This window comes from Pseudomonas rosaeacicularis, assembly GCF_057128745.1.
This window is the reverse complement of sequence record NZ_JBSKHT010000005.1, coordinates 69,811-83,657: the sequence shown is the minus strand read 5'-3', so window position 1 is coordinate 83,657 and position 13,847 is coordinate 69,811. Positions and strand designations below refer to the sequence as shown.

11 protein-coding genes are annotated in these 13,847 nt (G+C 58.8%); 3 read left to right on the top strand and 8 right to left on the bottom strand.

The features are described from left to right. Positions 1-292: 292 nt before the first annotated feature. The 8 genes from ACWKWM_RS08385 to amaB form a co-directional block, all read right to left on the bottom strand. Positions 293-1,057, bottom strand: coding sequence for an SDR family oxidoreductase (locus ACWKWM_RS08385; protein WP_483845698.1), 765 nt, complete (start codon positions 1,055-1,057; stop codon positions 293-295). Between the two features lie 784 nt (positions 1,058-1,841). Next, positions 1,842-2,558: an ABC transporter ATP-binding protein gene (locus ACWKWM_RS08380; protein ID WP_483836266.1), complete on the bottom strand. Its 717-nt coding sequence runs from the start codon at positions 2,556-2,558 to the stop codon at positions 1,842-1,844. Further along, the gene (locus ACWKWM_RS08375; RefSeq protein WP_483845697.1) at positions 2,555-3,430 is read right to left on the bottom strand and encodes an ATP-binding cassette domain-containing protein; all 876 of its coding nucleotides are present in this window, start codon (positions 3,428-3,430) and stop codon (positions 2,555-2,557) included. Before ACWKWM_RS08375 ends, ACWKWM_RS08380 begins: the two co-directional genes overlap by 4 nt. After that, entirely contained in the window at positions 3,427-4,725 is a 1,299-nt protein-coding gene (gene livM / locus ACWKWM_RS08370) for a high-affinity branched-chain amino acid ABC transporter permease LivM (protein WP_483845696.1), read from the bottom strand. The genes ACWKWM_RS08375 and livM overlap by 4 nt, the downstream gene beginning before the upstream one ends. Before the next feature lie 2 nt (positions 4,726-4,727). Continuing rightward, entirely contained in the window at positions 4,728-5,642 is a 915-nt protein-coding gene (locus ACWKWM_RS08365) for an ABC transporter permease subunit (protein ID WP_483836263.1), read from the bottom strand. A 189-nt stretch (positions 5,643-5,831) separates the two neighbouring features. Further along, positions 5,832-6,965: an ABC transporter substrate-binding protein gene (locus ACWKWM_RS08360; protein ID WP_483845695.1), complete on the bottom strand. Its 1,134-nt coding sequence runs from the start codon at positions 6,963-6,965 to the stop codon at positions 5,832-5,834. 355 nt (positions 6,966-7,320) lie between these two features. Continuing rightward, positions 7,321-8,604 (bottom strand): L-pipecolate oxidase, encoded by a 1,284-nt coding sequence (amaA, locus tag ACWKWM_RS08355; RefSeq protein ID WP_483845694.1) that lies wholly within the window; start codon positions 8,602-8,604, stop codon positions 7,321-7,323. A gap of 181 nt (positions 8,605-8,785) precedes the next feature. Continuing rightward, positions 8,786-10,276: an L-piperidine-6-carboxylate dehydrogenase gene (gene amaB / locus ACWKWM_RS08350; RefSeq protein ID WP_483845693.1), complete on the bottom strand. Its 1,491-nt coding sequence runs from the start codon at positions 10,274-10,276 to the stop codon at positions 8,786-8,788. Positions 10,277-10,435: 159 nt separating this feature from the next. Here amaB and ACWKWM_RS08345 point away from each other — a divergent pair, with 159 nt between their 5' ends. From ACWKWM_RS08345 to nadE, 3 genes are all read left to right on the top strand, one after another. Continuing rightward, entirely contained in the window at positions 10,436-11,338 is a 903-nt protein-coding gene (locus ACWKWM_RS08345) for a LysR family transcriptional regulator (protein WP_483845692.1), read from the top strand. Positions 11,339-11,610: 272 nt separating this feature from the next. Next, entirely contained in the window at positions 11,611-12,810 is a 1,200-nt protein-coding gene (pncB, locus tag ACWKWM_RS08340; RefSeq protein WP_483845691.1) for a nicotinate phosphoribosyltransferase, read from the top strand. 64 nt (positions 12,811-12,874) lie between these two features. Further along, on the top strand, positions 12,875-13,702 hold the full coding sequence (gene nadE / locus ACWKWM_RS08335) for an NAD(+) synthase (RefSeq protein WP_483845690.1): 828 nt from the start codon (positions 12,875-12,877) through the stop codon (positions 13,700-13,702). Positions 13,703-13,847 lie beyond the last annotated feature (145 nt).

The window sequence follows — 13,847 nt, the reverse complement described above, 5'->3', positions numbered from 1 at the left end:
CCTGTAGGAGCCGCCGAGCCGCGCGAGGCTGCGATGCGATATGCCTGACACACCGCAATCGCAGCTTCGCGGGCAAGCCTCGCTCCAACGGGTGTCGCCCGGCCTGTAGGAGCGAACTTGTTCGCGAGACGTCAGCTCTGGTACCGCATGACCTGTAGGAGCTGCCGAGCGTCGCGAGGCTGCGATGCGATATGTCTGACACACCGCATCGCAGCCTCGCGCTGCTCGTCAACTCGCACAAAAGCGAGGCTCCTACAGGGAACGGCGCAGGCCGCGAACGGTTTGTGGTGAATCAACCACGGCTGCGATCAATCGCAAATCCAGCCCAAGTCTGGCTCACCGGCATCAGTTCAAGGCTGTTGATGTTGACGTGCGCCGGGGTGTTCATGATCCAGAAGATCGTGTCGGCGATGTCTTGTGGCTGGATCGGCTCGGCACCCGCGTAGGTCGCGTCGTACTTGGACTTGTCGCCACCAAAACGCACCAGCGAGAACTCGCTCTCGCACAGGCCTGGCTCAAGGTTGGTCACACGCACACCAGTGCCGACCAGATCGTTGCGCAGGTTCAGCGAGAACTGACCGACAAACGCTTTAGTGCCGCCGTACACATTGCCGCCCGGATACGGATAGTTACCCGCCACCGAACCGAGGTTGACGATGCTTGCGCCACGGCCATGGGCGATCAAGCGCGAAAGCAGCAAACGCGTGGTGTAGACCAGGCCTTTGACGTTGGTGTCGATCATGGTGTCCCAATCGTCCAGATCGCATTTGGGTGCAGGGTCGATGCCCAGCGCCAGGCCTGCGTTGTTGATCAGGCCACGAATCGTCGCGAACTCTTCAGGCAGGCTATCAATCGCGCTCTCCATGACCGCGCGATCGCGCACGTCCAGCACTAGTGTGTGCACCTTGGTCTGTTTCGACAATTCAGCGCTGAGGGCATTCAGGCGGTCTTCACGACGGCCCGTCAGTACCAGCGACCAGCCAGCTTCAGCAAAACGACGAGCGCAGGCTTCGCCAAATCCGGACGTGGCGCCGGTGATGAACACGGTAGAAGTCATTTCATTCTCCTGACTATGGGCTGCGGGCTTATCGGACTAAGCACTTTGTTCGCAATGAAAAGTAATGCGACCGGAGTCACGTGTAGGAAAGTTCTGGAGCATGCCCGCGCACGCCCCAGCGGGGCAAGTAGTTGTCGGAACACCACTCAAACCTGTGCGCACTTGATCAAAAAACGTACAGCCGCCTCAAAGCCTTGTGCCATCAGGGCTACAGACACTTTTGCCCACGTTATCCACAGTCAGACCCACAATCTCTGGGGGCAACTCAAAAAAGCGCAGGCCGCGCCATGCGGGGCTTTCGGGCGATTTTTACAGCAAAATGGCTTGACCTGCCCCAACGTATCTGTAGTGAAAAAACCCCCGCAGTTGTTCGACCGGACAGCTTATGGCCTGAGACACCAGAGATTGCGCTACCTACGGAGGTCTTTCCAACGGTTGCACACAGAGTTATCCACAGGAGCCAAGTGCGTGAGACCTGTATAAAAAACCAGATCAATCCGCGTTGACAAAGCCCACCAAAATAACGGCCGAAAGCACTGATCATAATTTGATCGTCCCGCTACAGGCCCCGCCGTGCAAGGGTTTCAGCCAAGTACTCCCAACTTATTCACAGCCGGTTCCACAGTAAAACTGAACAAGTCAAAACCGTGACAAAACAACCATTTGCAGCGACTTTATGTCGCGCTTTGGCACCTCTTCAAAATTGTTTTCCACAATTCCAAAACAGAGCGCCCCAGGTGAGAAATCACCCAGGGCGCCGGTGGTGCAATCCACAATTTTGAGATCAATGCCCGCCCAGGTACGCGTTCCTCACTTCATCGTTGGTCAGCAGTTCCTGACCAGTGCCTGTCAGACGAATCTCGCCGTTGACCATCACGTAGGCGCGGTCCGACAGCTTGAGCGCATGGTTGGCGTTTTGCTCGACGAGAAAGATGGTCATGCCGCTTTTCGCCAACTCCCGCAGCGTCGAGAAGATCTGCTTCACGATGATCGGCGCTAGCCCCAAGCTCGGCTCGTCCAGCAACAGCAGCTTGGGGCGACTCATCAGCGCGCGGGCGATGGCGAGCATTTGCTGCTCACCGCCCGACATGGTCATGGCGCGTTGATTACGACGCTCCTTGAGACGCGGGAACAGGTCGAACATGCGCTGCATGTCTTCGCTGGCAAACTTGTCGCCGATCGGAATGGTGCCCATCAACAGGTTCTCTTCCACCGACATGTCCGGGAACACGCGGCGCCCTTCAGGCGACTGCGCAATGCCGTTGGACGCGATGTAGTGCGACGACTTCTGGGTGATGTCGATGCCCTGATAGATGATTTGCCCGCTGGCAGCCCGAGGTTGACCAAAAATCGACATCAGCAGCGTGGATTTGCCCGCGCCGTTGGACCCGATCAGGCTGACGGTTTCGCCTTCATCAATGTGCAGCGAGACTTTCTTCAGGGCCTGAATCGGCCCGTAGTACACGTCGATCTCTTTCAATTCGAGGATCGGCTTACTCATACCAACTCCTCTTCATCAGCGCCCAGATACGCCGCGATTACTTTTGGATCGTTGCGAATCTGCTCCGGCCCGCCCATGGCGATCACGTTGCCGTGGTCGAGCACGACGATATCGTCGGATATACCCATGACCATGCCCATGTCGTGCTCGATCAGCACGATGGTCATGTCGTGTTCGTCGCGCAGCAAGCGGATCATCCCGCTCAGCGCTTCGGTTTCCTGTGGGTTCAGACCTGCTGCCGGTTCGTCCAGGCAGATCACCTGCGGACGCGTGCACATGGCGCGGGCGATTTCCAGACGGCGTTGCTGGCCGTAGGACAATTCACCAGCCAGACGGTTGGCGCAGTCCACCAGGTCCACTACTTCCAGCCAGTAGAAAGCCGTACTCATGGCGTCTTCTTCGGCCTTGCGATAGCCCTTGGTGTTGAGGATGCCGGCCAGCATGTTGCGGTTGACCCACATGTGCTGCGCCACCAGCAGGTTCTCGATGACTGACATTTCCTTGAACAGACGAATGTTCTGGAACGTGCGCGCCAGCCCTGCCCGGTTTACCAGGTGCGTGCCGCCGAACATCTTGTAGAACACCCGGCTGGCGAAACTGCGAGGGGACACGAAGTCAGTGGCTTGAAACGGCTCACCCAACAGCTTGATCACGTTGGTGGTGGTGCCGCGAGTATGGAGATTGATGCGCCCGCCCGTGGCTTTGTAAAACCCGGTCAAGCAGTTGAAGACCGTGGTCTTGCCCGCACCGTTGGGGCCGATCAAGGCAAAGATCGAGTTGCGACGTACTTTCAAGCTGACGTCGCTCAGGGCCTTGATGCCCCCGAAGTGCATTGCCAGTTTCTCGACGGACAGAACGATTTCGTCGCTCATTGCACGCCCTCCGCTTTGACCAGCACGCCTTTGCGTGGACGCACGCCGGTACGGCTGATGCGGATCAGGCCGCGTGGGCGCCAGATCATCATCAGCACCATCAAGATGCCGAACAGCAGCACGCGGTACTCGGCGAAGCTGCGCAGCAATTCAGGCGCCACAGTCAGCACGAATGCCGCGATGACTACGCCCACTGTCGAACCCATGCCGCCGAGCACGACGATGGCGAGGATCAATGCCGATTCGAAAAAGGTGAACGAGGTCGGGTTGATGAAGCCCTGATAACTGGCGAAGAACACGCCGGCCAATCCAGCAGTGGAGGCGCCGATGGTGAACGCCGAAAGCTTGACCAGTACGTGGTTCAGGCCCATGGAGCGGCAGGCGATTTCATCTTCGCGCAGGGCTTCCCATGCGCGGCCGACTGGCATGCGGGTCAGGCGATGCTTGATATACAGCACGGCCAGTACCACCAGGAACAGCACGGCGTAGATGAAGATGAATTTCAGGTCAGGGTTGTATTCGAAACCGAAATACTCATGAATCGGGATGCCGCCATCTTTGGCACGGCGCCCAAATTCCAGCCCGAATATCGTCGGCGCAGGCACTGCCACACCGTTCGGGCCGCCGGTAAACGACAGCCAGTTGTTGAGTACCAGACGGATGATTTCACCAAAACCCAGGGTCACGATGGCAAGGTAGTCGCCGTGCATGCGCAACACCGGGAAACCCAGGATGCAGCCCGCAAGCGCAGCGGCAATCGCCGCCAACGGCAACGCCGACCAGAAACCCAGGCCCAGATACTGATACCCCAGCGCCAACCCGTAGGCGCCGATGGCATAGAACGCCACGTAACCCAGGTCGAGCAGGCCAGCCAGACCGACCACGATGTTCAGGCCAAGGCCCAGCAGAACGTAGATCAGCCCAAGGATGACGACCGTCAGCACGTACTTGTCGGCGAATACGGGAAAGATGATCGCAATCACGATCATCGCCGGGATGATGTAGCGCAGGCGCGATTTGTAATCAGGCGCCAGCACATGCACACCGGAGCCCGAGCTTTCGAAGCTCTGCGCGATGGCCACGCCTTTTGGCGTCTGCATGAACAGACTCAGGACCAGACGGCCAACCATCACCACGCCAACCAGTACGGCTACGCGGGTGGGTTGCAGGTTAAAGCCGTAACCGTCTAGCACAACGCCGACAATGGGGCCGAAGACGATCAGCGCCAGCAGGCCGGCGATGACAGCGTCGATGAGGCTTTGTTTGATGTCGATGGGTTTGATAGGTGCGGACATACTTATACCTTCGCCACGAGTGGGCGACCCAGCAGGCCTTGAGGACGGAAAATCAGGATCACTACCAACAGGCCGAAACTGAACACGTCTTTGTAATCGGAGTTGATCAACCCGGAGAACTGCGATTCGGCAACCCCGAGAATCAAGCCCCCGAGCATCGCGCCCGGCAACGATCCAATCCCGCCCAAAACCGCAGCAGTGAACGCCTTGATGCCGATCACGAAACCGGCGAAAAAGTCGAAGGTGCCGTAGTTCATGGTAATCAGCACGCCAGCCAGTGCAGCCATCGCAGCGCCGATGATGAACACGTAGGAAATGACCCGGTCAGTGTTGATCCCCAGGATCGACGCCATCTTGCGGTCCTGCTGCGTGGCGCGGCACATCCGGCCCAGCTTGGTGTACTTGATGATGTACGTCAGCACGCCCATGCCGACGAACGCAGCGATGAGGATGAAGATCTTGGTGTAGGTGATCTGCACAAAGCCGCTGCCGATATCAAAGCGCAATGCGCCTTCGAGCATCGTCGGCACGCCCTGTTGCCGTGGGCCCTGGGCGATCTGTGCGTAGTTCTGCAGGATCAGGGAAATACCGATGGCACTGATCAGCGGTGCCAGGCGGGTCGAGTTACGCAGCGGTTTATAGGCCACGCGCTCAATGACGAAGCCATACACACCCGTCACCACGATGGTGAAGATCAGTGTGCCGAGAATCAGGAAAGGGAAGGACTCAACACCGAAGAACGACAGGACCGCGAGGCCAATTGCCGCCAGGTAAGCGGAGATCATGTACACGTCGCCGTGGGCGAAGTTGATCATGCCGATGATGCCGTAAACCATCGTGTAACCGATGGCGATCAGGCCGTAGACCGAACCGAGGGTCAGGCCGTTGATCATTTGTTGCAGGAAAATACCATCCATCACGCACGCTCACGAACTTGAAAGGCCACGGTGGAACCGGCCCGCGTACACCCTCGTGAGGTGTGGCGGACCAGACGCATATGGCAACAGAAGAAACCAGGGGTCGCCCAGGTGGCGGACCCCATTAACCAGACAACGGGTGGCGCGAGTCCAACCTCGCGCCACCTGCCGTCCGACTAAGCGCTCAACTTACTTCTGCTTTTCAAGCTGGTGGTATTTACCGTCTTTGTCCCACTGGTAAACCACGTAGTCGGAGACTTTCAAGTCGCCTTTGCTGTCCCAGGACTTCTCACCCATGACGGTTTTGACCGGGTGGGATTTGAGGAACTTGGAGGCGTCTTCGCCTTTGTTCGACTTGGCGCCGTTGAAGCCGGCGGCCAGGGCCTGAACCGAAGCGTAGGCGTACAGGGTGTAGCCTTCAGGCTCGTATCCGGACTTGCGGAACTGGTCTACCACAGCCTTGCTGTCTGGCAGCATGCGCGGGTCAGCGCCGAAGGTCATGTACACGCCGTCGACGTATTGCGCGCCGCCAGCGGTGGTAACCAACTCGTCGGTTACAACGCCGTCGTCGGACATGAATTTCACGTCTTTCAGGCCTTGCTCACGCAGTTGGCGAACCAGTGGGCCGGCTTCCGGGTGCAGACCGCCGAAGTAAACGACGTCAGCGCCCACGGATCGGATCTTGGTGACCAGGGCGCTGAAGTCTTTCTCGCCACGGGTCAGGCCTTCTTCCAGAACCGGCTTCACGCCACGCTTGGTGAGCTGCTTGGCAGTCGCATCTGCCAGGCCTTTGCCGTAGGTGTCTTTGTCGTTGATGACGGCGATTTTCTTGCCTTTGAGCACGTCGACGATGTAGTCACCAGCAACGATGCCTTGCTGGTCGTCACGGCCGCACATACGGAACATGGCGTTCAGGCCGCGCTCGGTAACGGTTGGGTTGGTGGAACCTGGAGTGATCGCGATGATGCCGGCTTCGTCATAGACTTCTGAAGCAGGGATGGTCGACGACGAGCAGAAGTGGCCGACAACGCCAGCGACTTTGTCCGAAGCTGCCTTGTTGGCAACGGCAACGGCCTGTTTAGGTTCGCAAGCATCGTCGTATGCGGTCAGTGCGATTTTCTCGCCGTTAATGCCGCCCGCAGCGTTGATGGCGTCGGCAGCTGCCTGCGCGCCCTTCATGTACTGCTCGCCGAACGAGGCGTTTGCGCCAGTCATTGGGCCGGCAACGCCGATCTTCACATCAGCTTGTGCAAAAGAAGCTGCACCCAGTGCGCTAGCCACTGCGAGTGCCAGAAAGCCTTTCCTGTAAAACGTCTGCGACATGAGTTGGTGCTCCTAGGTTTTTTAATTAGCACTGCGACCACTGGATGCTCAGAGCAAGTGGCGTGCCATCGGTTTTTTATTCTGAAAAAAGTCGTCGTTTATTGTTATTCGACTGTTTTGAGCCCTTTTTAACTGGGCGTGCAACCGTCTAAACCGCGCAAGGTGCAACCCTGCACCTTAAAAAGAGCAACCCTCTTCTTTAACGTGCGCAACCACGCTGCCACAAGCTGTACAACCCCGTTGTTACAGCGTGCGTCACCGAACTGCACACCGGCGGTGCGGTGACGCTACGGGACGCACCATTTGAGGTTAGTGGATGCGCGAAAAAGCGCCGTAGATTGAGGGAAGTTTCCGCTCAAATCACTATGCGAAGGCACTGGCCTGCATGGTATAGCGAAAAGCCAGCCTCATAGACAGAGCTTCGCAAGCTGATTGCAGACAGCGGTTGCATGTCTGCGAAGGGAATCGGCAGCACGTTGGGATTACCGGTACAGAGATAATCGGCGAAGGCTTTGCCCACAACCGTGCCCGTTGTGTTGCCACGGCCGTTGTAACCAGTCATGGCGACCAATCCTGAGGCAGGCTCGAACATCCGCAGCAGGTGATCTGGCGTAAAGGCAATACATCCCGTCCATGTGCATTCCCACTCGACCTTTTTCAGGTACGGAAAGTAGTGCTGCTGAACGCGATCAGCCCAGGCTTTCAAGAACCAGACTGGCTTTTGATTGCCATTGCCCAGGCTGCCGAGTAACAAACGACCATCGGCATCACGACGAATGCTGCTCAGCACTTGGCGGGTATCCCACGAACCTTGTCCGCCCGGCAAAATCTGTTTTGCCGCGTCTTCGGTCAATGGCGCGGAGGCGACCTGATAGTAATAACCGGGGAAGAAGTGGCGGCGCAGGTCAGTCCACTCGCCTTCGGTGTAGGCGTTGGAGGCGATCACCACTTGCTCGGCCAGCACAGCGCCATGCTCAGTGAGGACACACCAGCGATCGCCTTGTCGTTCGAGTTTTCGTACCGGCGAATGGTCGTAGCGCTGACCGCCAAGACGGGTGACGGCCTCAGCCAGACCGCTAGTATAGGCCATCGGATTTATCGTACCCGCCCGAAGGTCGAGCAAGGCGCAGGTGATTTCTTTGGTGCCAGTGGCGTCCTGGCACGCTTTGCCGGTGAGCAGTTCAACCGGCGCACCACGGCGTTTCCATTGTTCTTCGCGGCTGCGCAAATCGGCCTGGCCACGGGCGTTGTGCGCCATGTGCAGCGTGCCTTTGCGTTGCGCCTGGCAATCAATGCCGTACTTCTCAATCAGGCTGAACACCAGCGACGGCGCGTCACCGAGCATTTTGTTGAGCTGGCTGCCGACAGGCTGACCGAAACCGGCTTCGATCTCGTCGGGTGGAATCCACATGCCCGCATTGACCAGTCCTACGTTGCGCCCTGACCCGCCCTGCCCCGTGCGGTGGGCTTCGATAACGGCGACGCTCTTGCCTTGCTCAAGCAAGTGAATCGCCGCCGACAGCCCGGTGATGCCTGCGCCGATGACGCAAACATCCACTCTCACCTCGCCCTTCAACGCTGGCGCCTCAGGCCTCTGCGGCGTCAGCGTTTCCCACAGACATTCTTCGCGTAGCGGCATCGCAAAACCTCGGAAAGAGACAAAGCGTCGCTCTCATGCGAATGCGAGAACGACTGAAACCGTGCAAACACGCTGCAAGACCTTGTAGGAGCTGCCGAAGGCTGCGATGCGATTCCCCTGACACACCGCAATCGCAGCCTTCGGCAGCTCCTACAAGGGCTGCGCCTAAATCACAAAGCTATCAATCAAACGTAATGCCCTGCGCCAACGGCAGCTCGCGGGAGTAGTTGACGGTCGCGGTCTGGCGACGCATGTAGCCTTTCCACGCATCGGAACCGGACTCACGACCGCCGCCGGTTTCTTTCTCGCCGCCAAACGCGCCGCCGATTTCCGCGCCGCTTGGCCCGATGTTGACGTTGGCAATCCCGCAATCACTGCCCAGTGCCGAAACGAACTGCTCGGCTTCGCGCACGTCGGTGGTGAAGATGCACGACGACAGGCCCTGCGGCACGTCGTTGTTCAAGCGCACAGCCTCGGCAAAGTCGTCATAACCGACGACATACAGAATCGGCGCGAATGTTTCGGTGCGCACCACGTCGCTCTGTTCAGGCATCTCGACAATGGCAGGCGAGACGTAATAGGCATTGGGGAACTGATCTTCCAACTGCCGCTTGCCACCAAACACTTTGCCGCCTTCGCTCAGGGCCTGTTCCAGCGCGTCCTGCATGTTCTCAAAGCTGGCTTTGTCGATCAGCGGGCCGATCAGATTGCCTTCCAGCGGGTGGCCGATGCGCACTTTGGCGTAAGCGGTTTTCAGGCGCTCGACGAAATCGGCCTTCACCGAGTTGTGCGCGATCAAACGACGCAGCGTGGTGCAGCGCTGACCGGCCGTACCCACGGCGCTGAAAAGAACGCCACGCACGGCCAGATCCAGATCAGCACTCGGCGCAAGAATCATCGCGTTGTTACCGCCCAGTTCCAGAATGCTACGGGCGAAACGTGCGGCGACTTTCGGTGCGACCTCTCGGCCCATGCGGGTGCTGCCGGTGGCGCTGATCAAAGCGACACGGGTGTCATCGACCAATGCTTCGCCGGCATCGCGACCACCGATGACCACTTGGGTCAGGTATTGCGGCGCGTCAGAAAAATCTTTGGCAACGCGATCAAACAGGGCTTGGCAGGCCAGACCGGTCAGCGGGGTCTTTTCCGACGGCTTCCAGATCACCGAGTTGCCGCACACCAGCGCCAGCGCGGTGTTCCACGACCAGACCGCCACCGGGAAGTTGAACGCGCTGATAACGCCGACCACGCCGAGGGGATGCCAGGTTTCACGCATGTGATGGCCCGGACGCTCGGAGGCAATGGTCAAGCCATACATCTGACGCGACAAGCCGACAGCGAAGTCGCAGATGTCGATCATTTCCTGCACTTCACCCAGCCCTTCCTGAGTGATCTTGCCTGCCTCCCACGACACCAGCTCGCCAAGGTCAGCCTTGTGCATCCGCAGGGCTTCGCCAAACAAACGAATCAGCTCGCCCCGGCGCGGTGCCGGCACTTTGCGCCAGGCTTCGAACGCGTGGTCTGCGCGGGTGATGCGCTGCTCGACTTCGGCCGCGCCTTCCCAATGAACCGCGGCCACTTTGCTGCCGTCGACCGGGGTATGCACCGGCTTGTCGCCGTTCTGATACAGCGCGGGTTCAACACCAAGACGGGTGAGCAGGTCAGTAAGCATGGTTTCTCCTGAGTTTCGTGAGCTGAGCAGCGAATGCGGAATGCTGAAACAGGGTGATTTCGTCAGCGTGTAGTAATAGCTGGCCTCAAGCGCTGCCACAAACGACCATTAGGCGAGATATCATTCCGTTTTTTCATGCTGACGTGGACTGGCCTGAACATGTTGAACAAACGCCACTTGCCCTCGATCACCGCTTTGCAATGTTTTGAGGCCGTCACCCGCCACTTGAGTTTTACCCGCGCGGCCGAGGAGCTGAATCTGACGCAAAGCGCGGTCAGCAAGCAAGTGGCGCAACTGGAGGAACTGGTCCAGCACCTGCTGTTTCGTCGGGTGCGTCGCCGCCTGCAACTGACGCCTGCGGGCGCGTTGTATCTGGGGGAAGTGCGCAAGATTCTGAGCCAGGTGGAGATGTCGACGCATTTCCTGCGGTCCTACGGCGGAGAGACCGAAGTCCTGCGCGTATCGACGCCATCAACCTTCGGCGCGCGCTGGCTGGTCCCACGGCTTAAAGGCTGGCGATTGCGTCATCCGCATATTCATCTGGACCTGATCAACGAGCAGGAAACCGATGATCTGGCCCAAGGCCGTTGCGACCTGAGCTTCTACTTCGGCCAAGGCGCCAGGCCCGGAGCGGAGAGCATGAAGCTGTTCAGCGAAGAGCTGATCCCGGTGTGTTCGCCCGGCAGCCTGCCGGATACGCCCTTCACCGAGCCAACGCAGTTGAGCGATCTGGTGTTACTGCAGAGCGCATCGCGCCCGCAGGCTTGGCACGACTGGTTCGAAAGCCAGGGTTATCAGACCGAGCACAGCTACCACGGGCCGCGCTTCGAAACGTTTTATATGTGCATTCGCGCAGCCCAAGTGGGTTGCGGAGTGGCGCTGCTGCCAAGGTTTCTGGTGGAAGAGGAGTTGGCCGATGGCAAGTTGGTCATTCCCTGGGCGCATGCATTGCCCAGTCGCGATGCGTATTACCTGGCTTACCCGGAACATGCGGCGGACGTGCCGAAGATTCGGGATTTTGTGGCGTGGATGGTGGAGCAGCTGAATGAACCCACTCCCTAATAAGCCATTATCCTGTAGGAGCGAACTTGTTCGCGAGAAGGTCGTACTGACACACCGCACCGCCTGTCTCGCTAACAAGTTAGCTCCTACAGAAAACCGGGTTGCAGCGCAAACCAAACAAATCTGCCCCAACCCGCGCTCCGCTGGCATTATGTCGGGCATCGTCAAAAACAATCCGGACCTACCGCCGCAGCGCTTGCGCTGGCCGTATGCGACACCGACTTGATATCCAGTGGCCACGTCTGGCGGCCGCTGCTGGCTGGAGCGACACCATGAGCGAGAGCGCTTTCTCTGAACGCATCGTGCAAAACCTGCTCGACACCGATCTCTACAAGCTGACCATGATGCAGGCCGTGCTGCACAACTACCCCAACGTAGAAGTGGAATGGGAGTTTCGCTGCCGCAACGGCGAGGACCTCCGGCCGTACCTGATGGAAATCCGCCACCAGATCGAGCAACTGTGCGAGCTGTCGCTGAGCATCGAAGAGATGGGTTTTCTCGAAAACATCTCCTTCATGAAGCCCGACTTCCTGCGCTTTCTCGGCCTGTTCCGCTTCAACATGCGTTACGTCCACACCAGTATCGAAGATGACCAACTGTGCATTCGCCTGCGCGGCCCGTGGCTGCACGTGATCATGTTCGAAGTGCCGCTGCTGGCCATCGTCAGCGAAGTGCGCAACCGGCATTGCCACCCGAACACGCTACTTAGCGCCGCGCGGGACCAGCTCTACAGCAAGTTCGACTGGCTGACCGCCACAGCAACCCCCGACGAATTGGCAGAGCTGAAAGTGGCTGATTTCGGCACGCGCCGGCGGTTTTCCTTTGCTGTGCAGGAGGAAGTGGTATCGGTGCTCAAGGCTGATTTCCCCGGTCAATTCGTCGGCACCAGCAACGTGCATCTGGCGCGCAAATTCAACCTCAAGCCGCTGGGGACCATGGCCCATGAATGGATCATGGCCCATCAGCAACTCGGTCCGCGCCTGATCGACAGCCAGATTGCCGCTCTCGATTGCTGGGTTCGCGAATACCGTGGGCTGCTGGGTATCGCACTGACTGACTGCATCACCACCGACGCTTTTTTGCGGGACTTCGATCTGTTTTTCGCCAAGCTCTTTGACGGCCTGCGTCACGACTCAGGCGACCCGGTGCAGTGGGCGGAAAAATGCATCGTCCACTATCAGCGCCTCGGCATCGATCCAATGAGCAAGACTTTGGTGTTCTCCGACGGCCTGAACCTGCCCAAGGCCCTGGAAATATTCCGGGCGTTGCGCGGGCGGATCAATGTCAGCTTCGGCATCGGCACCAATCTGACTGCCGACGTGCCCGGCGTCACGCCCATGAACATCGTGCTGAAAATGACCGCCTGCGCGGGGCAGCCGGTGGCGAAAATCTCCGATGAGCCCGGCAAGACTCAATGCAAAGACCCCAATTTCGTGTCTTACCTGCGTCACGTATTCAAGGTGCCAGCCTGAATCGAGCACCCCGCCCTCCCTTTTGATATGCCTATTTTTTCTTCTTCTGCATAAGGAGTAAATCATGCAAGCCGTACAGCTCGAGATCGCAAAAGAGCTCAACGTTCAGGCGCCGTTCGCCAATCCGGGTGAGCTTGAGGCCGAGGTTGCACGTCGTGTCCAGTTCATCAAAGAGCGCCTGCAAGCGTCACGCCTGAAGGTACTGGTGTTGGGCATCAGCGGCGGGGTCGATTCGCTGACCGCAGGCCTGTTGGCCCAGCGCGCAGTTAAGGAACTGCGCGACAGCACCGGCGACAAGGGCTATCAGTTCATCGCCGTGCGCCTGCCGTATCACATTCAGCACGACGAACACGAGGCCACTGCTTCGGTCGACTTCATCCAACCGGACGAGCGCCACACCGTCGACATCGCGCCTTCAGTCAAAGCGCTGGTCGAGCAGGTCAAGGCGTTCGAGGGTCAGTCGGATGCTGCTGTCGACTTCGTCAAAGGCAACATCAAGGCGCGCACGCGCATGGTCGCGCAGTACACCATCGCTGGCGTACGCGGCGGGTTGGTGATCGGGACGGATCACGCGGCAGAAGCGGTGATGGGTTTCTTCACCAAGTTCGGCGACGGCGCTTGCGACCTCGCGCCACTGAGCGGGCTGGTGAAGAACCAGGTCCGCGCGATTGCTCGCAGCTTTGGCGCGCCAGAGAACCTGGTCGAGAAAATTCCGACTGCTGACCTGGAAGACCTCGTGCCCGGCAAACCTGACGAAGCCTCCCACGGCGTGACCTACGCCGAGATCGACGCCTTCCTGCACGGCGAGCCATTGCGCCAGGAAGCGTTCGACATCATCGTCAATACCTACCGCAAGACCCAGCACAAGCGGGATTTGCCGTACGCCCCTTGATGGGTTGACGCGACCCCTGTAGGAGCTGCCGAAGGCTGCGATGCCATTCCCATGACACACCGCAATCGCAGCCTTCGGCAGCTCCTACAGGTTCCAGCTTAATCCGGCCGTGTACCCGCGCAGCACTTCAGTCCAAAACGGAATG

Excerpts from the sequence above, each read along its gene's own strand:
- ACWKWM_RS08385 (WP_483845698.1), bottom strand. The coding sequence starts at position 1,057 with ATGACTTCTACCGTGTTCATCACCGGCGCCACGTCCGGATTTGGCGAA.
- ACWKWM_RS08345 (WP_483845692.1), top strand. The coding sequence starts at position 10,436 with ATGTTGAACAAACGCCACTTGCCCTCGATCACCGCTTTGCAATGTTTT.
- nadE (WP_483845690.1), top strand. The coding sequence starts at position 12,875 with ATGCAAGCCGTACAGCTCGAGATCGCAAAAGAGCTCAACGTTCAGGCG.
- ACWKWM_RS08375 (WP_483845697.1), bottom strand. The coding sequence starts at position 3,430 with ATGAGCGACGAAATCGTTCTGTCCGTCGAGAAACTGGCAATGCACTTC.
- amaA (WP_483845694.1), bottom strand. The coding sequence starts at position 8,604 with ATGCCGCTACGCGAAGAATGTCTGTGGGAAACGCTGACGCCGCAGAGG.
- ACWKWM_RS08380 (WP_483836266.1), bottom strand. The coding sequence starts at position 2,558 with ATGAGTAAGCCGATCCTCGAATTGAAAGAGATCGACGTGTACTACGGG.
- livM (WP_483845696.1), bottom strand. The coding sequence starts at position 4,725 with ATGTCCGCACCTATCAAACCCATCGACATCAAACAAAGCCTCATCGAC.
- pncB (WP_483845691.1), top strand. The coding sequence starts at position 11,611 with ATGAGCGAGAGCGCTTTCTCTGAACGCATCGTGCAAAACCTGCTCGAC.
- ACWKWM_RS08365 (WP_483836263.1), bottom strand. The coding sequence starts at position 5,642 with ATGGATGGTATTTTCCTGCAACAAATGATCAACGGCCTGACCCTCGGT.
- amaB (WP_483845693.1), bottom strand. The coding sequence starts at position 10,276 with ATGCTTACTGACCTGCTCACCCGTCTTGGTGTTGAACCCGCGCTGTAT.
- ACWKWM_RS08360 (WP_483845695.1), bottom strand. The coding sequence starts at position 6,965 with ATGTCGCAGACGTTTTACAGGAAAGGCTTTCTGGCACTCGCAGTGGCT.